The sequence below is a fragment of the Sphingomonas hankyongi genome (assembly GCF_023516575.1).
Lineage (GTDB): Bacteria > Pseudomonadota > Alphaproteobacteria > Sphingomonadales > Sphingomonadaceae > Sphingomicrobium > Sphingomicrobium hankyongi.
Window position 1 is genome coordinate 14,486 of sequence record NZ_JAMGBE010000003.1, and the last position, 19,750, is coordinate 34,235.

The following is a 19,750-nucleotide window of genomic DNA, read 5'->3' on the forward strand; positions in this document are numbered from 1 at the left end:
AGTCGAATCTGCGGCTGTAGTCGAGCTTGAGTAGAGCAATCGGGCTTGGTGTGACCGTCCGGTTTGCAGGGGTGGCGTACATGGGGGTTGCGGTAGTGGCGGGGCGTGTTGTTCAGGGTTCATCGGCGCAGGCGAAGAGCGGTTTTCGTCTGCACCTCAGCCTGGCGGCTACCAGTTGGGCATGTCGCGTGCTTGAGCTAGCAGCGGTCTGCCTTGCGAGCATCGGGACTACTTGGTTCTACGAGCTCCGCGTACCCGCCGATTTGGCTGCCAACTACGGCCGCCTGACGCTGCTTTCAGGCGTCCTTTACCTCATCATTTCAGAGTCTCTCGGGGCCAACGAGGTCGAGGCTCAGTTGTCCTTGCGCAATGCGCTAGGACGAGTGCTGACGTCTTGGGCGGTGACCGCTGGTTCTCTTTTGTTGGTTGGATTCCTTCTGAAGGTCACTGAGGACTTCTCGCGGATTTGGGTGGTCGCATTCCTCACGTCCGGTGCAGTGGCCTTGATGCTGACCAGGGGTGCAGTCACTCCGCTAACGCGCCATATGAAGGGCCAGGGCGTCTTCAATCAACGCGTGGCGATTTACGGCGCGGGCCCCCAAGGATCGCGGCTCGCGTCTTACATATTGGGTCACGAAAAATTGACCCTCACAATAAATGGATTCTACGATGATCGCGTGCCGTCAAAGCTGGAAACCCATGGGCTACCGCTCTTGGGTGGCTCGCAGCAATTGATCGACGACGTTCGCCGGGACCTTGTTGATCAAGTTATCGTCGCGTTACCTTGGTCTGCAGAAAAACGGCTACGCGAAATCGTAGAGAAGATTGCCCTGACGCCTGTCCGCATTCGGCTTGCGCCTGACGTTGCAGGCCTCGTGTTCGCGCAGCGCTCAGTCGTGCTGCTCGGTGAAGTGCCCGTTGTTACAGTATTTGAACGACCGATTTCCGGCGTCGACCAGGCGTTGAAGTGGCTCGAGGATCATGTCCTGGGGATGTTCATCCTCTTGCTCGCGGCGCCGGCGATGGCGGTGATCGCGCTGGCCATCAAGCTGGACTCACCTGGCCCGGTGTTCTTCCGTCAGCAGCGCGAGGGCTTCAACAGCCGGCCATTCATGGTCTGGAAGTTCCGCAGCATGTACGTGGATCGCTGCCAGGGTGATGCAATCGATCAGGCCCAGCGCAACGATCCGCGGATCACCCGTGTCGGGGCATTCCTGCGTAAGACAAGCCTTGATGAGCTCCCTCAACTGTTCAATGTGCTCCTCGGGCATATGTCGCTGGTCGGTCCGCGACCGCATGCGCCGTCGACGCGCGCTGGCGGCAGGGTCTTCTCGGAGGTCATCGCCCGGTACGCGGCTCGCCATAATGTCAAGCCGGGGATGACAGGCTGGGCACAAGTCTGCGGATGGCGAGGCGAAACGCACACCGAAGAGCAGTTGCAGAAACGTTTCGAGCACGACCTGTTTTACATTGAAAATTGGTCGCTGTGGTTCGACCTCTACATCCTCATGCGCACTGCCGGTACGGTGGTGATGCGGCGGGGCGCGTATTGATGGGAATAAAGTCGCTTGTCCTCTCGAGCCTGGGCAGACTTCCTGAACGGGCGCGCAGAGCGATCGTGAACGTCGGATTCAATATCCACCGTCAGCACTTCGACAAGCTCGCCTACGATCACGCGTTTGCTCCAAACATGGAGCACGGACTGCGCTATCTGAAATCGATGGGCTTCGACCCCCGCGGCATCCTTGACGTCGGTGCTTTCGAGGGAAATTGGACGAAACTCGCGCGCAGCATTTGGCCCCGTGCGCGGATTACGATGATCGAGGGGAACGACCAAAAACTTGAGCTTCTCAAAAAAGTGGGCTTGTCGGCGGAGGCTCATCTCGAGCTCGTTCTGCTTGGGGCAGACGACGATCAGGAAGTCCAGTTCTCAGTCATGGAATCCGGCTCTTCAGTATACGCGGAGCATAGCCCGGTCGAAAGAAAGTCTGTGGTCAAAAAGACGAAGAGATTGGACAGTGTGATAGATGGCGGCGAGCCGATCGACCTGATCAAGATCGACGTTCAGGGGTATGAGCTGGAGGTTTTGCGTGGAGGTCCCGCCATTCTTGAACGTACCGAGGCAGTTCTGATCGAGATTTCGCTAATCGAGATCAATGAGGGTGCACCTTTGTTGCATGAAGTCGTACAATTCATGGCCGATAACGGGTTTCTGACGTTCGATGTCCTGGAACTGCATCGTCGTCCCTTGGACGGTGCGATGAACCAGCTCGACATATTATTCCTGAAGGAAACGTCTGCCTTGCGCTCCGACAAGCGGCACTGGGCGAATTGATGGCGACCGCGGCGGGTGAAAGCTTGATGCCAAGCAGCGAGCACGCCGATGGCGGGACAGGCAAATATTAATGCTTCGCGATGCTGCCAAATTGCTAACCCCCAAGCGCGCGAGCGAGCTGGCGCGATTCTTCTATTACCAGCGCGTCGAGGGATTTGACCCGCCGACCAAACCACATTTCGATAAGGAAACAAGCGTTTTCTTTGAGGAACAAGTCGCAAAGGCGCGGCAATATTTGGAATATGGATCGGGCGGCAGCACCCTGGTTGCAGATCGGCTTGGCGTGCCGACCGTGAGCGTGGAGGGCGATCGCTTCTATGCAGAAATCGTTCGCTCCGTCCTTAGAACCGATACCCTCGTGAAGATCGTGATTCCCCGCATCGGATTGACTGGCGAGTGGAGCACGCCCGTGTTCAAGTCTGTGGCGAAAGCCCGCCGCTATATCGACGCGCCCTTTTCCAGCGCGGGCAAGTTTCCGGACCTCGTGCTAGTGGACGGGCGCTACAGGGTCGCGTGCGCTCTCGAGGTGGCGCGACGAGCAAATCTCGGGGCGCATAGATCAATGATCATTTTTGACGATTATTTCGATCGGCCGCAATATCGTGCGGCGGAGGAACGCCTGGGCAGTCCCCAGCGGATCGGTCGAGCGGCTGTTTTTCACGTCGGGCAGCAAGAAATCGCCGACCGCGACCTCCAGTCCCATCTGTACCATCCGCTGTAGATGGCGTTTAGATTGAAATCACCAATGACCCGTTGGGAGCGCGCAAGACGTGGTTGATCGTCCCGTGTTCTTGGTGGGAGCAGAGCGGTCCGGAACGACCATGTTGCGCCTCATGCTGGACAGCCACCCCGATATCGCCTTCCAGGGCGAGTTCAACTTCCTGGTCGATTGTGTGGGCGCAAATGGGGAGCTGCCCGAGGTTCAAACTTTCGAGTCAGTCGTCACCAAGGACCGCATTTTTCGGCTGTGGGATTTGGCCGTTCCGCCCGGACTGACCTTCGCCGAGCTCGCAAATTATTTTCTAGAGCAAAAAGACGCCTCCAAGCGCGCGAATGTCTTAGGCGCGACCGTTCATCGTTACTTTGACAGGTTGCTTCACATCTGGCCCGCAGCCCGCTTCATCCACCTCGTTCGCGATCCGAGAGCTGTGGCGCTCTCAAGGGTCAGGATGGGATGGGCGGGGAACATCTACACGGGCATCCGCGAGTGGGCCGACGTCGAGCAACTCTGGGCGGAGTTTGTGAGCCGTATACCGGCAGACCGGCACATATCCGTTCACTATGAACGCCTTGTAGAGCAGCCTGCAGCTGAACTGGCGCGCATCTGCGGCTTCCTAGGCCTGAATTACGACGAGGACATGATGCGCTACGACAGGCATTCGACTTATTCGCTGCCGAATGCGCAGGGAGCCGCCAAATGGCGCCAGCTTTCTCCGGTCGTCCTAGCGGCGGCTGAGTTTGAAGTCAGCCCTTGGTTGGAACTTGCGGGCTATCAGCCTTCGCAGCCCAGCAAGCGGCCATCCAGCTTGCAGCGGATCGCCTTCGCGGTCCAAAGTCGGATCGCCGTCGTTCAGTTTCGCGCGCGCCGCTATGGCGGCCGCTTGTGGCTGGAGGATGTGCTGTCGCGGCGCGTGGGCAGCAATCGTTGGCGCGACCGGGTTCGACAGAGGGTCCACGCGATCGATAACAAGCATCTCAAATGAATGTGCTCCGCTGCCCGGTTGTGCGAGCCCCTCCTTGCATTGAACCTGCGGCTGCTTGATCCATGCTCATCTCTAGGGACCTGCGCATTCGCATGACAGCGGCGGCGGCCCGCGTTAGGCACAAATCCGCGCGACTGCTCGGCGGCGGCCGGCTCGTCGAGCTTCGCGATCTTCCTCACGAAATCCTCTATCCGGCCCGCACCGTACATGCGCCCGTGCCGGTCGTGTTGCCGGGTGAGCTGGATAAAATTGAAAAGCTGGGCTTTCGCGGGTTGGTTCGCGACGAAATCGAATCGATCGCGACCGGAACGCGTAAAATCGGCCCGACGCTCCGCGTCGTCCTGAAAAATGCCTGCATCGGTTATGGACACGTCTACACTGGTGCTATCGCTCATTGGATGTCGTCGACGCAGGCGCCGAGTGAGCCCATCGTCGGCGAATTCACGTCGGCCGCCTGCCGCAGCTCGCGCGTCGGCTGCCACTATTTTGGCCACTGGCTACGCGACGATGCGGCGACGCACATTATGGCGTCCGCCGAACATGCGCCGATCGGGCTGCGGTCCCCAGGTTGGCCTGACAAGGGCCACTACAAGCATTTGTTCGGCCAACAGTTTACTGAATTTGATTTCGCTTACGTCGGCGAATTGATCATTTACGACGACATCAGCCAAAATGCCCACAAGGCCGAGCGGCTGGCGCAGCTCCGAGTCGCGGCACGGAGGAAGGTCGCGGGACAAGCCAAGGGCCACGTCTGTTATCTCCAACGGGGTGCTGGCGGCAAGGCTCGCAGCTACGGCAACGAGCAGGAGGTGCTGGATCGGCTGCGGGCGGAGGGCGTCACCGTCGTCCAAGCCGAATCCCGGGATGCGGCGCAAGTTCTTGGCGAGCTTATGGGCGCGCGGCTGGTCGTCAGCGTCGAAGGCAGCCAGCTGTCCCACGCATTGCTCGCGCTAGATGAAGGGGGGGGCGTGCTAACCATCCAGCCTCCTGACCGCTTCTGGAACTCGCACTTTGACTGGGCCTGCGCTCTCGGGATGGGATATGGGATCGTAGTCCTCGACAAGACCGATAGAGGCCCTGTCGTTAATGTAGACCGGCTGCTGGCGACCATCGACGAAATGCTCAGGGGGCGGTAACGCTCGTCTAGGTCAGCAGACCGGCGCGGATACTATCCGGCCATCCGGCCGAACTGCCTGCGCTCGCTCGGCCACGCGGGCCACGCGAAATCGGTGCAGGGTTCCGAATGAGAGCCCGAGAAGTAGGAACAGGATCAGGCCGTTGCGGCCCTGCATGTTGGTGGTGAACAGGGCCGCGTTACAGGCCAGCAGCGCCGAGAAGCAAAGGCCGGCGAAGTCGCGCCGCTCGTGATCCTTGTCCGAGCGCAATCTCCACAGCCCGGCGAGGGCCACGAGCGACGGTAATAAGAAAATCATGAGACCCGGAATTCCGGCGTGGAGTCCAGCGGATAAAGGCGCGTTGACAATGTCGACGATGCCTTGACCCTGCACCTGGTCGGACATCTCGATCGGGACCTGCTCGCGGCGGATGCCGGTCAATGGATGCTGGGCAATCAGCTCGATCATGCGGCGCGCCAGGGTCTGACGGTATTGGACGGTGCCGGCCGCGGCTTCGCCGAACCCGAATGCCGCCGAAATCACCCTTGAGTCTGAGGCCAGCAAGGCGAGGACCTCATAGGCCAGAGGAATGCCGAGCCCGGCTGCAGCTGCAAGAACGAATTTCCGGTTGAACGCCAGCGTCGCCATCGCGCCGACGAACACGGTGAGGAGCCCGATCCTCGAGAAAGTCATGAGGACGCCCGCGGATAAAAGCACGCCAATCGCCCAAGCGCCGCTTGCGCGGGTGAAGCGTCGTCGCATTGCATAAAGCATCACCAGCGCCAAGCTGAGGAACAGCGAGAGCGCCGTAGGGCCATCGAACGTTGCATTGGGCCGAATGAACCCGCCACGCCCTCCAGCGTAGGCGTTCATGGTGAATAGGTTCTGCAGCCCTGCATCCATCCGTTCGTAGATCAGCCAGCGGCGGGTCACTTCGAAGACCGCGACCGCGGACAGGGCGCAGGCGCAATAAATGAGCGACTGAACAAGGTTGGCCGGATCCCTAGCGAACCCCGTCGAGCGGCTGGCGATATAGTAAGGAAGGCCACCAATGAAGGCGACCTGGAGAGCCTCGCGAAGCATGTTGGTGAAGCTTGTCCCGCGCGCGGCGATGAACCAAAGCATAGAGCAGAAGAGCAGGACCAGCAGGTCCGCCGAGGCCGCCTTCCAGCGCTGGTTGCGGCGAAGCCGTATCACGGCGGGCAACGCGGCGATGCCGACAAGCATGGAGTAGCGGACAATGATCAATTTGTTGATCGGCGCGGGCGCCCAAATCTCGAAACCAACGGGAGGCAACAGCCAAAGCGCGAAGAAATACAGGCGGGCGCGGTGCTCATTGTCTCCTCCGGCCGCGAACAACAGTATCAGGGCAATTCCCGCGAAGACGAAATAATTGGGGCTCAGCACCGCAACGAGCGGCAGAAGGATTGCGAGTGCAAGCTCTCGCAAGCCGATCAGCTGTCCCGAGGCCCGGTCGAGAAGGTACTTCAAGCCGAGCAGTACCGCCACCCAGAGCGCCCAGATTACGATGAGCTCTTTCAAGCGACCGCGGTCACTTTCGTCTCAGCCGCGTCGACCGCGCGCCGGAGTGCCTCCTCGAACAGATTGGTCGCGTCATCCCACGAATAGCTGTGGGCCGTACGATAGGCGGCTTCCGACATTGCCCGCCACTGCGCCTCGTCAGTTTCGGCCATGCGCATTAGCCCGTCGGCAATCGCTGGTGCGTCGTAACCATCGACGATCCAGCCGTTGATCCCGTCGCTGATTAGGTCAGCCGCCGCCCCCGCTTTGGTGGCAATAACGGGTGTGCGGCAGGCCATTGCTTCAAGGATGGGAAGCCCGAAACCCTCCCGACGGCTTGGCCAAAGCCAGGCATCGCAAGCCGCATAGATATCGCAAAGCCGTTGCTGACTGACCTGGCCAAACGAGCGACACCACGATGGTATTTGGTCTGCTGTTCCCAAAGGATCGATCAACAGGAGCTGGAGATCCGGGACCGCATCTCGAACAGCGGAGGTGGCCTCAAATCCGGTTGGGCAATTCTTATCAGCCAGCGGCGAAAGCAGCATGCCAAGGGTTGGACGAGGCAGGCGTTCTCGTGGCGGGGCGTTGAACAGGATAGTGTCGACGCTGTTCGGGACTAGGTGCACGTCGTGGACGCCGAGCCGCCCGGTCAGGACCGACTTGAGCCACCCCGATATGGTTATTTTGGGGAATGGTAACCGTAAGGCGGCATGGACACGCTTCTCGTCGGTGTAAGGGAAAACCTCGTAGCCCTGTACAAAATGCACCTTGGTCCCTTTGCGGGCGGGCAGCGCGGAGACCCATTCCGCAGTCTCCCACCAGGTTGCGATGACGACGTCGGAATCTGGAACGTCGTCGGCGCGAATCGGCCGGTGCCGTTCGATCATGTGAAGAGCGTAGGTTTCGGCTGAAAAATGCGTTGGTCGCGACGATGCGGCGAGCCTAGCCCCCGGCCTTGAAAACCGCTTGAGCCGTTGCCGCAGCGTCGGCCGTGCTGGCGGACGACAAATGAGGTGCACGTCGTGCCCGCGCTTCGCGAGCCGGTCAGCATGCGTGTGGATCACCCTTGCGCCGCCGGAAAGGTCGGCTGCCGCCATGACAAAGCTGATACGCACTGGGCCACTTCCCCTTGGCTCACGCAACTGGACGTTCGTTTACGATTCAACTAGTCTTCAACGTTAATCAACTCCCATCTTTTTGCAACGAATCCAAGGCACTGGCGGTGAAACGAATTCTGGACCGGTCCGGCCCTGCTGCCCGCTTGCGGCTGACCGCTGCCGCGCGTCCCGAGCTGTCGGCCTTCATGGACCGTTGGTCGGCGCTTGGAACGACGCAGCGGCTGGCCCTTTCCGGCACGATCTGGACGTTGACCGCTTTCGGCGGAGCGCAGCTGTTGAGGTTCGCCGGCAGCCTCGTCACCACCAGGCTCCTCTTTCCCGAGCTGTTTGGACTGATGGCGATCGTCCAGTCCGTTCTCATGGCGATCGCGATGTTCTCCGACGTGGGTCTTTCGGACAATGTCGTTCGCGGTGACCGCGGCGACGATCGGAAGTTCCTCGCCAACGTGTTTGCCGTACAGGCAATGCGCGGGGTGGCGCTGTGGCTAGTTTGCGTTGCGGCCGCGCCATTCGTAGCGAGCTTCTACGGGGACGCACGGATCGCCTGGGTCCTTCCCGTCACCGGCCTTTCCGCAACCATCGCCGGCTTTCAGTCGACCTCCGTCATGCTGATGCGCAAACGCATGGAGGTGCGGCGGCTGGCGCTGCTGGAGCTGATGGCGCAGGCGATCGGCTTGGCCGTTGTCATTCTCTGGGCGCTCGCCGATCCTTCGATTTGGGCACTTGTGGCCGGGGGGCTTTCCTCGTCGATTGCCAAGGTGGCCGGGAGCCACGTCCTCAACTGCCCGAACCGGGATCGATTCGGCTTTGACCGGGCGGTACTGAGAGAGCTTTTCTCGTGGGGACGCTGGATTTTCATCTCGACGATGTTCACTTTTCTTGCCGGGCAGACCGACCGGCTGATTCTAGGCAAGCTGTTTTCGCTCGACTTTCTCGGCATTTACAACATTGCGTTCATGCTGTCCGACGTGCCTCGGGCGATAATGATCGCGCTGTCATCCCGGGTAATCCTGCCGACTTTCGCAATGTCGAAACACCTTCCGCGGGTTGAGGCTCGCGAGAAGATTAGGTCGCGCCGGCGCTGGTTGCTCGCTTTTGCGGCGCTGGCGCTTGGCAGCTTGGTCGGAGCCGGCGACGTTCTAGTGGTCGTGCTCTACGATCCGCGTTGGTCTGACGCCGGATGGATACTCCAGATCTTGGCAATCGGCGTCTGGCCGCTGATCCTCGCCTGGAGCATGGACCCCATGTTGTTTGTTCTCGGGAAGGTGCACTACCCGGCTCTAGGCAATGCTCTGCGGTTCGTGCTGCTTTGTCTTCTGAGCGTCACTGGAGCATGGCTCGGAGGCGAAGTCGGCGCGGTGGTCGGAGTGGCGGTGAGCGTCCTTCCCGTGCTCGTCGTCAGCAAGATTGGTTTATGGCGCGAAGGCTATGCCTATGTCCGGCAAGACCTTATCGGGACCGGCCTATTCGTCGCGACCGCTGCACTCACCTACGGCGCTTGCGAGCTAATCAAAAGTTACTCGGCGTCCCAGCCGCTCGGGATCGCTGGCTGAGCCCATGCACATAGCCTATCTTACCAATGCCTATCCAAAGGTGAGCCACAGTTTCATTCGCCGCGAGATAGCGGCGCTGGAGCAGCGGGGCGTTGAGATCACGCGAATTTCAATTCGCCGTACGAAGGAGCAGCTACCCGATCCCGCGGACGCAGAGGAGCTTGCCCGGACGCTGGTCTTGCTTGATGGATTGGGTAGCGCGCTTTCTCTCCTAGGGGCGGTTCTGCTTGCGGCGATCAGCCACCCGCTGCGCTTCCTCAAGGCGCTCGGCATTGCACATGAGATGAATCGCGCCGGCGGTATTGGCCTGGTTCGGCACTTGGCCTATCTCGCGGAAGCTTGCGCGCTGGCACGCATTTTGGCGCAGCGAGGGATCGAGCACATTCACGCGCACTTCGGTACCAACCCGGCGGCGGTTGCTCGGCTCGCGCGCGTGATTTCCGGTACCAGCTACAGTATGACGGTGCACGGCCCCGACGAGTTTGATGCTCCTCGCGCTTACTGCCTCGAGGGTAAGATTGCGGATGCTCGTTTCACGGCCGCCGTTTCGAGCTTCGGACGCAGTCAATTGATGCGTTGGGCACGCTTGGCCGATTGGCCCCGCATTGAAGTGGTTCGCTGTGGCGTCGACCGAGGCTTTCTCGACATGGAACCAGGCCCGCCTACAGCGGCGCGGCGGCTCGTCTGCGTCTCCCGGCTCAGTGCGCAAAAAGGCTTGCCGCTGCTGCTTGAGGCGGCAAGGCTGCTCGTTGAAGAGGAGAATGAGTTCGAACTGCGCCTCGTCGGGGACGGCGAGCTGCGGGGCACCCTTGAGGAAAAAATTCGCACGCTCGGCATCGAGCACAGGGTCAAAGTCCTTGGCTGGTGCAGCAACGCGGAGGTGCGAGCCGAGCTTAGCGCTAGCCGTGCGATGGTTTTGCCCAGCTTCGCTGAGGGGCTACCGGTGGTGATCATGGAATCTCTGGCACTCGGTCGCCCGGTTATTGCGACCGCTGTGGCAGGCATCTCGGAACTGGTAGACACGCGATGTGGCTGGATCATCCCCGCCGGCTCAACAGAGGCGCTGACTGAGGCGATGCGCCAAGCGCTCGAGGCCGCTCCCGAACAGCTTGTCAACCTTGGCCAGGAAGGCCGTCGACGTGTTGCCGCATTGCATGATGCTGACGCGAACGCGGGCATCCTGCTCGACCGTTTCGCCGTGCCAGCATGATATTCGCGGTCATCTGCGCAGCTTTTTTGGCACTCCCCGCCTTGATGTTCACGGTCGAGTGCCTGCTTGGGCTGAGACCCTTGCGAGGTTTGGTGACCGAGCCAGCGCCGCCGTTTGCCGTGCTCGTCCCGGCGCATGACGAAGCCCTTGGCATCGAAGAGACCGTGGCGGCGATACGCGCCGAACTCAGGCCAGACGATCACCTGCTGGTCGTCGCAGACAATTGTTCCGATGATACCGCGAATCTGGCTCGACGGAGCGGCGCCTGTGTGGTCGAACGCGATGACGCGAACCATAGAGGGAAGGGCTTCGCGCTGGCGTTCGGACGTGACGAGCTCGCCGACGTCCAGCCAGCCGTGGTGATCGTAATTGACGCCGACTGTCGGCCTGCGGCTGGAACGCTCAAGACTCTAGCGTCCGTTGCCGCGTCGCGGCAGGCGGCTACGCAATGCTTGAACCTCATTGAACGAACAGTTGGCTCATCGCCCCTCGTGGCCATCTCGTCGTTCGCATTTCTGGTGAAGAACCTCGTGCGACAGCGGGGGCTAGCGCGACTTGGCGCTCCGGGGATTCTTCAGGGAACTGGGATGGCTTTCCCTTGGCCACTGTTCGCTTCGGTTCCCCTCGCAACCGGTGACATTGTGGAGGATCTCAACATGGGTCAGGCGTTGCTGCGCGAAGGAAAGGACATCGTCTGGACCGAGGCAGGCCAAGTCACCAGTATGCCAGCGAGCCAGAAGGCCACGATGACGCAACGTACACGTTGGGAGCATGGCTTTCTTAGTTCTGCGATTGTTAACGCTCCGGCGCTACTTCGGGCAGCTGTAGAGCAAAGGCGCCTCGCCTTGGTCATTTCAGCACTCGATCTGTTTGTGCCGCCGATCGCGCTGCTCGTCATGGTCCTGATTATCGGCAGCGCGGCTGCAGCCGCATTCGGCATCGCAGCCGGGGATTTTGCTCCGTTCGCGATCATTACCGTGTCGCTCGGCGCCATCGTATTTGCCGTTCTATTGGCCTGGTTTGCCGAGGGCCGCAAAATAGTCTCGCTTAAGGCTCTACTTGCGGCCCCGCTATATATTGTTTGGAAGTTACCTATTTACTTGAAGCTACTCGGTGCCCGCCAGAAGGGCTGGGTCCGGACCGCCCGCGAATGAACAGCTATTTTCAATCGACCACGTTGATTTCGGCGACCGATCCAGATTGGAGCCGGGAGCGAAAGTCGCGCGGCAAGTGGCACCCCTCGCGTGCCCTACTTGCGTCCCTTCGGCGTTACCAGAATCCCCGGGGGCCCGTGGCAGTGCGCTGGTTGCGGCAGCGTTCTGCCGTGCTCGCTCATCGCTTCTGGTCGGTTGTGACGGGTGCCGATATCCCGCTCAATTGCCGTATCGGTGGCGGACTCCTCATTCCCCATCCCAATGGTATTGTCATCCACCCGGACTCGGAGATTGGGCCGAATTGCCTGCTCTTCCAGCAGGTCACGATCGGTGCGGCTGGGGGCGGTATTCCACGCCTCGGTGGTCACGTAGACGTCGGAGCCGGTGCCAAGATACTAGGTGCGGTGACGATCGGCGATCATGCCGTGATTGGCGCCAATTCGGTCGTATTGTGCGACGTCCCTGCCGGTGCGACCGCTGTGGGAGTGCCGGCACGCATCGTGAAGAGACGCGGATCGATCAGCGGCGCTTGATCGCTGCCGGCACTCCCACAGCGAGCGCGCCAGCTGGCACATCGATCAACACTACGGCGTTGGCGCCGATAACGGCGTCGTCGCCAATGCGCACACGGCCTAGAACCACGGCCCCGGCTCCGACGTCCACGCGGTCACCAAGAATCGGCGCGGCCGTCGCGTCAGACTTGTTCTTGATCCCGAACGTGCAGTTCTGGCGGACTGTGCAATCGTCCCCGATCACCGTCGCGCCATGCACGACAATCCCAGATTGATGCTCAATTACCACGCGCCGACCAATCTGAGCCGAATAAGGCAATTCGATGCCGTAACGGTTTCGCACATACCGAAACAACAGGCGATAAAAGATGCTCAGCGGCGCCCGTAGTAGTTTCGGTCGGATGTCCATTCGCCATACTCCGAACCGATAAACGGCAATCGCGCGGAAGCCAGGGCGGGTCCAATCACTACCATGAGAGCGCAGGTCCTCGCGAATGAGGGCAATCAGCGGCGAGCCCCTCGGTCGTTCGGTAGCTGCCGACGCTTCGAAATCGTCCGGTTCTCGGGCGAGGTCGACCATCATTTATACTCGATAAGCGTGGGAGCACCTGAACGTCTCGAGCGACGCCAATATTCAAACTGACCGATGGCATGCGGCAGTTTTCCAGCGACGATATGGGTCGCGTAGAGAGCTCCGCGCCTGGTGTAGCAACGAAGCCAGAGAACTGGCCACAACGGCCATGCCGGCGGGAGTGACCATACGAAGTTGCTCATGACGCGCCTCCGCAGATGGGGTTCACTACGGCCTCTGCAAGCATTCGCTTCCATATCCGCATAGCCGCTACGCTTGGCACGCTGCCACCACTGGCGAAGGTGGAAAATTGCCGCGTCGTGGATTGTCATCGCCGCGTCCAGCCGAACGATCCGCCAGCCCGCCTGCCGCAGGCGAAAGCACAGGTCTGGCTCCTCACCGGCGATCAGTGTGGGTTTGAATCCGCCAACTTGCTGGAACGCGGTGGTCCTCATGAGCACATCGCCTCCGCACGACTGCACATCGCCGATGGGCGTATCCCACTCCAAGTCACAAAGCCGGTTGAACAACGAGGCTCGCGGGTAACGCTCGCGGCGCCTTCCGCAGACGGCGGCAACGTCAGAATGCGATCGAAGGTGGCTCAATCCGGTACCAAGCCAACTTGATTCAATCTCACAATCACCGTCGATGAACTGAATGAAATCTGTGGAGGGAAAAAGCCGCAAGAGCTCGGCCGCCCCTGCGTTCCTCGCACGGGCAGCTGTCAGAGGCTGGCGACGATCAAGTTCAACAACCGGCACGTCAAATGAGCGCGCCAGCTCGACGCTGCCGTCATTTGAGTCCGAATCGACGTATACAACTCGCTCGAAGTCGCGCTTGATTGATTGCAACGAGATCCGGAGGCGCTCGCCCTCGTTGCGACCGATGACTACTGCTCCCCTGATCGATGGCTCATCAGTCATGTGAGGTCATCCACATTGGCAGATGATCGCGTGTAGTGATGGATCTGATGGACGGGCTGGGGGGATCTGCACGCCACGGGAATGAATGCTGCAGCTGGTCTCGAAGCTCATGCTCGATCAACTGCAAATTCCGCGACATCCGGAGACTCCGGCGAAGCGAAAAGATGGCGTAACCAATGCCCCAGCTGAGCACCGCGGTCATTGCCGTGAAACGACCGCGCGTCAGAGAGAAAAAGCGCCGCCTGGACTCGTACCAATAGGCAGGGCGGGGCGGGAGCTTGGCGCCAGGTAGTGGTCGGCTGTGTACTCCGGTTGCCGCGCCGCCAACGTGCCGCACTCGGCTCCGTGGTTCATGACGAATCTGCCAACCTGACTTGCGCATCCGCCACATCAGCTCGATTTCTTCGTGGTACAGGAAGAAGCCGTCGTCAAAGAGGCCGCTATCGCGCAGTGCCGCGGTGCGAAGCATCACGCTTGCGCCGGTTACCCAATCCGCCTCGAAATCGTTTTGCGCCGGTGGATAGGCGGGCGGGCGAGCCCTGAGCAAACGATAGATGAGATCGGTGCGTGCAGCTCGCGCCATTTCACCCCGCAGGTTGGGAAATGGAAATGCACTCCCCGTCGGCGTTCCGTCGGGTTCCAACAACTGGCTTCCAACTGCCGCTACCGTCGGGTTATCACGAAGGTAATCCGCCAAGATCACGACCGCTTGGGGCTCAATCACCGTGTCAGGATTGAGCAGCATGATGAATTCCGGCGGGTCCCGGCGAGCCAGCAAACTGGACAGGGCAACATTGTTCGCGAACGCAAAACCCCCATTCACTTCAAGAGTTATGAGGTCGGTCCACTCGCGGAACTGGCCTTGCGACAAGAATTTTCGGAGGGTCTCGGCAGATCCGTCGTTAGAACCGCCATCAACAATGATCGCGCACATTCCGGGTAACCGGGCACGTTCAGACAACAGCGCTTGGAGGCACTTCCCTACGAGCGCTGCGGTACGAAAATTCACGATGACGACGGCAACAGACATAAAGATTCCGCAACTCGCCGCCTTGCTACGTGCGCTCAGGACGCCGTTAAGTACCTAAGAGGAAAAGAATATGTCAATCAATGAGATTTCGGCACCGGAGCAGAATAATGTGCCAAAGGAAAGTCAGGTTGCCGACGAGATATCGCCGCCATAGTCGGCGGGGCTCCAGCGCTAGGCGGAACAGCCATTCCAGCCGAAGTTTGCGCAGTATTGCTGGCGCGCGGGAGAAGCGGCCAGCGGCGAAATCGAGATACGCCCCGATGCACAGCAGCGTTGCGCCTGTGCTCACCCCGTGCCGAACTGCCCAAAGCTCCTGGCGTGGCTGACCCATGCCGACCAGAACGAGATCGGCCGCGGATTTGCGAATCTGGTCGGCGATTGGTTGATTCTGATCTTCTTGAAAGAAGCCGTGCAGGGATCCGCACAAGTTTAGGTGTGGGAACAAGGCGGAAAGGGATCTCAGAGCATCAGCCAAGACCTCGGCCGTGCTCCCCAATAGGAAAATGCGCGTCCCGGGCGCCAACTGAGACAGGATAGCAGGTGTAAGGTCCGTCCCGTTGAGGTTTTCTGGAAAACCTTGGGAGTACAGAAGCCGACCAGCAATATCGACACCCAAACCATCATTGAAAATGATCATTTGACCCAACGCTTCGGCAAACTGTGGGCATGATAGAGCCAGGTTGACCGTGTGGGCGTTGCAAAAGCCAAAGACTTCAGCCGACCCCTCTTTTACCGAGTGCAAGACCTCCGCGATTGCTCCTTTGCATGTTTGGACCCTGACTCTCACAGGACCGATCTGGCGGACAAGGCTCACAACGAAACTCGAGATCTACTTAGTGGGCCTTGCCGCAGCTGCTTGCAGCATGTCCAATAATGCCTCGTATCGCGGCGAAGTCGGCTGATCGATGGACTCGAAGATAGACCAACTACCGTATTTCGTGGGCTTTCCGATGAGCCCGTAATTCATGAACAGGCTTCCACCCGCCCGGCGGAATGCCTCGAAGTTAGCCAATTCCACCCGATAGATCTCCGGCCGCCGCTGCAAGGCAACAAGGAAGTCGGTGTAGCGTTGGTTGAGATGCTGATTAGGTGGTGTGAGCTCACCATAGCCGCTCTCATAGGTCACAAGCGCGAGCCCATATTGGCGCGATCGCTCAGCGTGATACGAATATAGTGGAGATTGTTCGAACCTGACGCCGTCGCTCAGTGACTTCAGGGCTCGGTTATAGCCGCCGTCTGGATCGCTCCACCAGTTGGTAACGGTTGCGAGTTTTTCTGCCGCCGGAATGTGGAAATTATAATAGCCGGTTATCGCGTATTCGTCGAAATAGTCCGCGGCGCGCCGATGCTTCCCTTTTCCATCAAACCAATGAGGCGTCTCCAAACCCGGAGTTTCCCGGCCTTTCCAGACGATTTGTGTACCGTAAACAACACGAACGCGATCTTTCTTGGTATCGCCAGTCGGGGGCTCACCAAAGGCCGAGTTCCAGATCGCTGCCATTTCCGCTGCTCGTTTGCCATACCATTCGATATAGCTGGCCTGCGGGCCGAAAGTTTCCTTCGCTCGTGCCTCGGCGTAGCGGGCCTGGACGTAGCCGAGGTTCCATACCTCGTTCGAGAGCTCAACGTGGATCTTTCTTCCTGGGTTTAGATTTGTGCGGACATAATTGGCGAAGCCGCGCAAATAATCATCGCTCGCGTTAATGGGCATGTTGAACCAGGGGTCAGCCCCGCTTCGGTTGGCGAGCGCGACCATGATTTCGACCGGTACGCCTCGCGTCCACAACGCCTCCGAAGGTCGGGGACGATCGCTCCAATTCAGAAGATAGGACGCAGACAGGTCGTAAGGCTCTCGACCTCGCCGGACGAGCTCCGTTCCGTCAGGGCGAATGAGCTTGTTCGTCGCCATCCAGTTCATGAAACGTATCACCTGGAAGGTCGAGGCCTTCTTTAAAAAGGTGGGATGAAAAATTTCGCCACGCTGGAAGCGAGGAAAGAGGTCTTCGCGGACGATGCGAATGTTTCGTAGATAATTCCCATTATGGTTGGGGTCGGTGGACCTAATCGAAATATGAAGCCAGCCGTTATCCGCCGCTTCGATCAGCAAGCGCTGTTTTGACTTTTCACGCTGCACAACGCGTGAGCCTTGCATTCCATCGATGACGCCTTCGCCATCATAGAGAACGACATAACGGGCGTGGGGAGGAGCCGACCCAGCGTCACCGCCACGGAGCACGACTAGGCCGGCGCTCCGGTGCCGCAGGGGTCCGTCTGTTGGCAATGAGCGCACCCATCCATTCTCGTCCAGATCGAGCTTTTCTTCCGTGCTCCAAACACCTGGGGGCGCTTGAGGGAGCCAGTCGCCCGAAGATTTCATGAGGTCCAGAAACGGTGTTGCAGTTGACCAATAGCTGAGCTGATCAACGTTTGTTCCTACCCTTGACTTCTCGTAGGCGACGGATTGGCCAGGAGGAGTTTCTGAGACGCGGCCGGAGGACAGCAATTCGTTAGCGCGGCTATAAAGCGCACCACCCATCATGGCCGAGCCGCTCGAGATGCCCCACATCGCGAGAGGAAGGAAGGCCGCGGTAACTCCAAGCAAAACACGCAGTACGCGCACTTAACAGAACCCCTCAATGCGTCCGCCTGACTCCTGCGGATTCCATTACAATTGCAGGCTGCACCAAGACTTAGTCGAACATCAATCCACAATCGATCGACCTGCAGCTAAAAGACCACGTGTCGGCCAGCGCTTCCAGTTGCATTGTTTCGAGGGGGTTAAAGTCAAGCAGAACAATCAGAATGATTGCGCCGACGAACGCTGCCGCGAAAGACCGGTCAGCCGTTTGCAACCGTGTCGACATTTCGCCCCCCGTAACAGTCATGATCGACGGCGTTGGGCCGGGCACCAAGATAGAGCCGAGCCAAGAATAATTGAGCTATCTTTCGAATAAAGCAAACTTCTAGAAGAATTTCTCTTGAATAGTCTAGAGACTAGAGCGATTCAACCTGTCTAAAGACAAACGGAGTCGTTTATGGAACAATGGACGAGTCCTTCACTCCTAGAGAAAAACTTAGAGTTCATCGCAGGTCTTGAAAGGCCAAAGCGAAGACATCATTGGCCCCACTTTAGAGAATTATCCCTCGATCAGGACGAAATGGGCGCTCGCTTACTCGGGGTTGGCGGCAGCGATGCGAACGTCATTCTTTCTGGAGATAGTAAGAAGCTGAGGTCGTTATGGGAGGAGAAGCGCTGCCTTCGGCCGAGCGAAGACCTTTCTGATGTCCTCGCGGTGAACCTCGGCAACTGGACAGAAGCCTTCAACCGCCAGTGGTACGAAAAGGTCTCAGGAAACGCGATCACGCGCATCCGAGAGTCCAGCGTGTGCTTCAATGACGCGTGGCGGCGCTGCACCATCGATGGCTTCGTTCATGAACTTGGAGCCGTCTGGGAGGCGAAACACACCAACGCTTTCTCCTCGCTGGATGACATCCTTGAACGATTCATGCCTCAGCTCCAGCACAATATGGCGGTTCTAAAAGCCGAACGTGCGGTGCTTTCAGTCATCTTCGGCAACCACAAATACGAGATCATCGAGGTGGCTTCGGACTGGCTCTACCAGCAGGATCTCCTCACAGCGGAGCGGCAGTTCTGGGATTGCGTCATACGCGGCACCGAGCCCGTGCCGGTGGAACCTCCACCGACCCCGAGGCCGCTGGGGACTCGCGAAGTCTGCTTTGAAGGCAACAATGCGTGGGCGTCCGCAGCATTTGATTGGCTCGAAAATCGTTTGGCAGCGAAGACGCATGCGAATGCGTCCGCGCAAATCAAACAGCTAATCGACGAAGATGTTACGCGGGCTTTCGGCCACGGCATCGAGGCCAAGCGAAGCAGGGCAGGGGCAATCACCATTCGAGAGTTCGTCTGATGCCTGCGCCGCTAATTTATTCGGCGATCCACGCAGTTGCCGCCGATCTCGCCGAAGCGGGCATCCCCAAAGCCCATTTTAGCCCTGAAGGAAAATACGAGTATCGCTCGATCGATGACGTTTTGGGAGGCTTGGCGCCACTGCTCGCTCAACACCGTGTGTGTTTGCTCGTTCACGCGCTGGAGCGGAGCTCTTCAGCCGTAAGTCCCAGTTCAACCTCGATGACCTCGGTGGCGGTCAAAGTCGCTTATACCTTCGTAAGCGTTGATGATGGTTCCTCACACGTCGTCGCAACCTACGGAGAAGCGTCCGACGAGACCGACAAGGCTACCGCCAAGGCAATGGCTTCAGCATTTAAGACCGCAATGGTGCAGACCTTTTGCATTCCTACCGGAGAAGCGGAAGCGGATAGTCGTGGAGCCCGTCGACCACGAGCCAAGCTTCACGGCCCTCAACCTGAGCAAGGCTGGCAGCAGTGGATTATCGACATCCGTGATCTCCTGGCTGGTTGCGAGTCCGAGGAGGCGGTCACGCTGGTACAGGATCGTAACCGAAGCCTTCTCACTGCTCTCAGTCGGGAGCACGGAGATCTCTATTCTGAGATCGGCAGCGACTTCTCATCCCGGCGAGAATACTTGAGGTCGAAACCCGCGAAGCCGAAGGTTGCTCGGGCAAGATCGTCCAAGCGCCGCTCGACCCCAGCTCCCGAAGCGCTGCAGAATGCTTAAATTCCCGAGGCGCCTTGTGCGGACCAAACCGGCGTCTCAATCGGGCCGGTGCCAAGGTCATCTGTCGTGGGTCCGCAAGCACTCGTGCTCAATTCCCGGCTGCGAACGGATCCCGGTCGAATGCGCCCACGTTCGGCGAGGAACGGGAGGAGGGATCGGGCTCAAGCCTTCTGATCGTTGGGTGATCAGCCTCTGCGCATTGCATCATCGGGAGCAACACACGATCGGTGAGGCTCGTTTCGAGCTGAAACATTCGATTGATCTGCGAGAGCTCGCTTGTGAGTTCGCTCGCAGGTCTCCGCACTGGCGAAGGCTACGGGAACTCTAGTTGATCGCTGAGATTCT

19 protein-coding genes are annotated in these 19,750 nt (G+C 59.3%); 12 read left to right on the top strand and 7 right to left on the bottom strand.

Going from position 1 to position 19,750, the window contains the following annotated elements:
• The first annotated feature begins 80 nt into the window (after nucleotides 1-80).
• The 5 genes from LZ538_RS08645 to LZ538_RS08665 all read left to right on the top strand — a co-directional run bounded on the left by LZ538_RS08645 (nucleotide 81) and on the right by LZ538_RS08665 (nucleotide 5,174).
• Nucleotides 81-1,553 (top strand): undecaprenyl-phosphate glucose phosphotransferase, encoded by a 1,473-nt coding sequence (locus LZ538_RS08645; protein WP_249831620.1) that lies wholly within the window; start codon nucleotides 81-83, stop codon nucleotides 1,551-1,553.
• A gap of 65 nt (nucleotides 1,554-1,618) precedes the next feature.
• On the top strand, nucleotides 1,619-2,335 hold the full coding sequence (locus LZ538_RS08650) for an FkbM family methyltransferase (protein WP_249831621.1): 717 nt from the start codon (nucleotides 1,619-1,621) through the stop codon (nucleotides 2,333-2,335).
• Between the two features lie 70 nt (nucleotides 2,336-2,405).
• Nucleotides 2,406-3,056, top strand: a complete 651-nt coding sequence (locus LZ538_RS08655; RefSeq protein ID WP_249831622.1) for a hypothetical protein — start codon at nucleotides 2,406-2,408, stop codon at nucleotides 3,054-3,056.
• Between the two features lie 49 nt (nucleotides 3,057-3,105).
• Complete coding sequence (locus tag LZ538_RS08660) at nucleotides 3,106-4,038, top strand: sulfotransferase family protein (RefSeq protein ID WP_249831623.1); 933 nt, start codon at nucleotides 3,106-3,108, stop codon at nucleotides 4,036-4,038.
• Between the two features lie 62 nt (nucleotides 4,039-4,100).
• On the top strand, nucleotides 4,101-5,174 hold the full coding sequence (locus LZ538_RS08665; RefSeq protein ID WP_249831624.1) for a glycosyltransferase 61 family protein: 1,074 nt from the start codon (nucleotides 4,101-4,103) through the stop codon (nucleotides 5,172-5,174).
• A 12-nt stretch (nucleotides 5,175-5,186) separates the two neighbouring features.
• Here the strand turns inward: LZ538_RS08665 and LZ538_RS08670 are convergent, their stop codons facing one another.
• Nucleotides 5,187-6,695 carry an O-antigen ligase family protein gene (locus LZ538_RS08670; protein ID WP_249831625.1) on the bottom strand — a complete coding sequence of 503 codons (1,509 nt, stop codon included), beginning with the start codon at nucleotides 6,693-6,695 and terminating at the stop codon, nucleotides 5,187-5,189.
• Nucleotides 6,692-7,792, bottom strand: a complete 1,101-nt coding sequence (locus LZ538_RS08675) for a glycosyltransferase family 4 protein (RefSeq protein ID WP_249831626.1) — start codon at nucleotides 7,790-7,792, stop codon at nucleotides 6,692-6,694. The genes LZ538_RS08670 and LZ538_RS08675 overlap by 4 nt, the downstream gene beginning before the upstream one ends.
• A 107-nt stretch (nucleotides 7,793-7,899) precedes the next feature.
• On the opposite strand from LZ538_RS08675, the gene LZ538_RS08680 reads away from it, so the two are divergent.
• The 4 genes from LZ538_RS08680 to LZ538_RS13285 all read left to right on the top strand — a co-directional run bounded on the left by LZ538_RS08680 (nucleotide 7,900) and on the right by LZ538_RS13285 (nucleotide 12,245).
• Complete coding sequence (locus LZ538_RS08680) at nucleotides 7,900-9,348, top strand: oligosaccharide flippase family protein (RefSeq protein ID WP_249831627.1); 1,449 nt, start codon at nucleotides 7,900-7,902, stop codon at nucleotides 9,346-9,348.
• A 4-nt stretch (nucleotides 9,349-9,352) separates the two neighbouring features.
• Complete coding sequence (locus tag LZ538_RS08685; RefSeq protein WP_249831628.1) at nucleotides 9,353-10,558, top strand: glycosyltransferase; 1,206 nt, start codon at nucleotides 9,353-9,355, stop codon at nucleotides 10,556-10,558.
• Nucleotides 10,555-11,712, top strand: coding sequence for a glycosyltransferase family 2 protein (locus LZ538_RS08690; RefSeq protein ID WP_249831629.1), 1,158 nt, complete (start codon nucleotides 10,555-10,557; stop codon nucleotides 11,710-11,712). The genes LZ538_RS08685 and LZ538_RS08690 overlap by 4 nt, the downstream gene beginning before the upstream one ends.
• Nucleotides 11,713-11,864: 152 nt before the next feature.
• Nucleotides 11,865-12,245 (top strand): serine O-acetyltransferase, encoded by a 381-nt coding sequence (locus tag LZ538_RS13285; RefSeq protein ID WP_283937743.1) that lies wholly within the window; start codon nucleotides 11,865-11,867, stop codon nucleotides 12,243-12,245.
• Here LZ538_RS13285 and LZ538_RS08700 read toward each other — a convergent pair.
• The 5 genes from LZ538_RS08700 to LZ538_RS08720 all read right to left on the bottom strand — a co-directional run bounded on the left by LZ538_RS08700 (nucleotide 12,232) and on the right by LZ538_RS08720 (nucleotide 17,368).
• Nucleotides 12,232-12,807, bottom strand: a complete 576-nt coding sequence (locus tag LZ538_RS08700) for a serine O-acetyltransferase (RefSeq protein ID WP_249831630.1) — start codon at nucleotides 12,805-12,807, stop codon at nucleotides 12,232-12,234. The two genes, LZ538_RS13285 and LZ538_RS08700, sit on opposite strands and share 14 nt — an antisense overlap.
• The gene (locus LZ538_RS08705; protein ID WP_249831631.1) at nucleotides 12,804-13,718 is read right to left on the bottom strand and encodes a glycosyltransferase family 2 protein; all 915 of its coding nucleotides are present in this window, start codon (nucleotides 13,716-13,718) and stop codon (nucleotides 12,804-12,806) included. Before LZ538_RS08705 ends, LZ538_RS08700 begins: the two co-directional genes overlap by 4 nt.
• On the bottom strand, nucleotides 13,711-14,748 hold the full coding sequence (locus LZ538_RS08710; RefSeq protein WP_249831632.1) for a glycosyltransferase family 2 protein: 1,038 nt from the start codon (nucleotides 14,746-14,748) through the stop codon (nucleotides 13,711-13,713). The genes LZ538_RS08705 and LZ538_RS08710 overlap by 8 nt, the downstream gene beginning before the upstream one ends.
• Before the next feature lie 73 nt (nucleotides 14,749-14,821).
• Nucleotides 14,822-15,562 carry a WecB/TagA/CpsF family glycosyltransferase gene (locus tag LZ538_RS08715; protein WP_488349802.1) on the bottom strand — a complete coding sequence of 247 codons (741 nt, stop codon included), beginning with the start codon at nucleotides 15,560-15,562 and terminating at the stop codon, nucleotides 14,822-14,824.
• 15 nt (nucleotides 15,563-15,577) lie between these two features.
• Entirely contained in the window at nucleotides 15,578-17,368 is a 1,791-nt protein-coding gene (locus LZ538_RS08720; protein ID WP_249831634.1) for a hypothetical protein, read from the bottom strand.
• A gap of 415 nt (nucleotides 17,369-17,783) precedes the next feature.
• Here LZ538_RS08720 and LZ538_RS08725 point away from each other — a divergent pair, with 415 nt between their 5' ends.
• The 3 genes from LZ538_RS08725 to LZ538_RS13450 are packed head-to-tail and all read left to right on the top strand — an operon-like array spanning nucleotide 17,784 to nucleotide 19,733.
• The gene (locus LZ538_RS08725) at nucleotides 17,784-18,677 is read left to right on the top strand and encodes a YqaJ viral recombinase family protein (RefSeq protein ID WP_249831635.1); all 894 of its coding nucleotides are present in this window, start codon (nucleotides 17,784-17,786) and stop codon (nucleotides 18,675-18,677) included.
• Complete coding sequence (locus tag LZ538_RS08730) at nucleotides 18,677-19,405, top strand: ERF family protein (protein WP_249831636.1); 729 nt, start codon at nucleotides 18,677-18,679, stop codon at nucleotides 19,403-19,405. The genes LZ538_RS08725 and LZ538_RS08730 overlap by 1 nt, the downstream gene beginning before the upstream one ends.
• Entirely contained in the window at nucleotides 19,398-19,733 is a 336-nt protein-coding gene (locus tag LZ538_RS13450; protein ID WP_488349803.1) for a DUF968 domain-containing protein, read from the top strand. Before LZ538_RS08730 ends, LZ538_RS13450 begins: the two co-directional genes overlap by 8 nt.
• Nucleotides 19,734-19,750 lie beyond the last annotated feature (17 nt).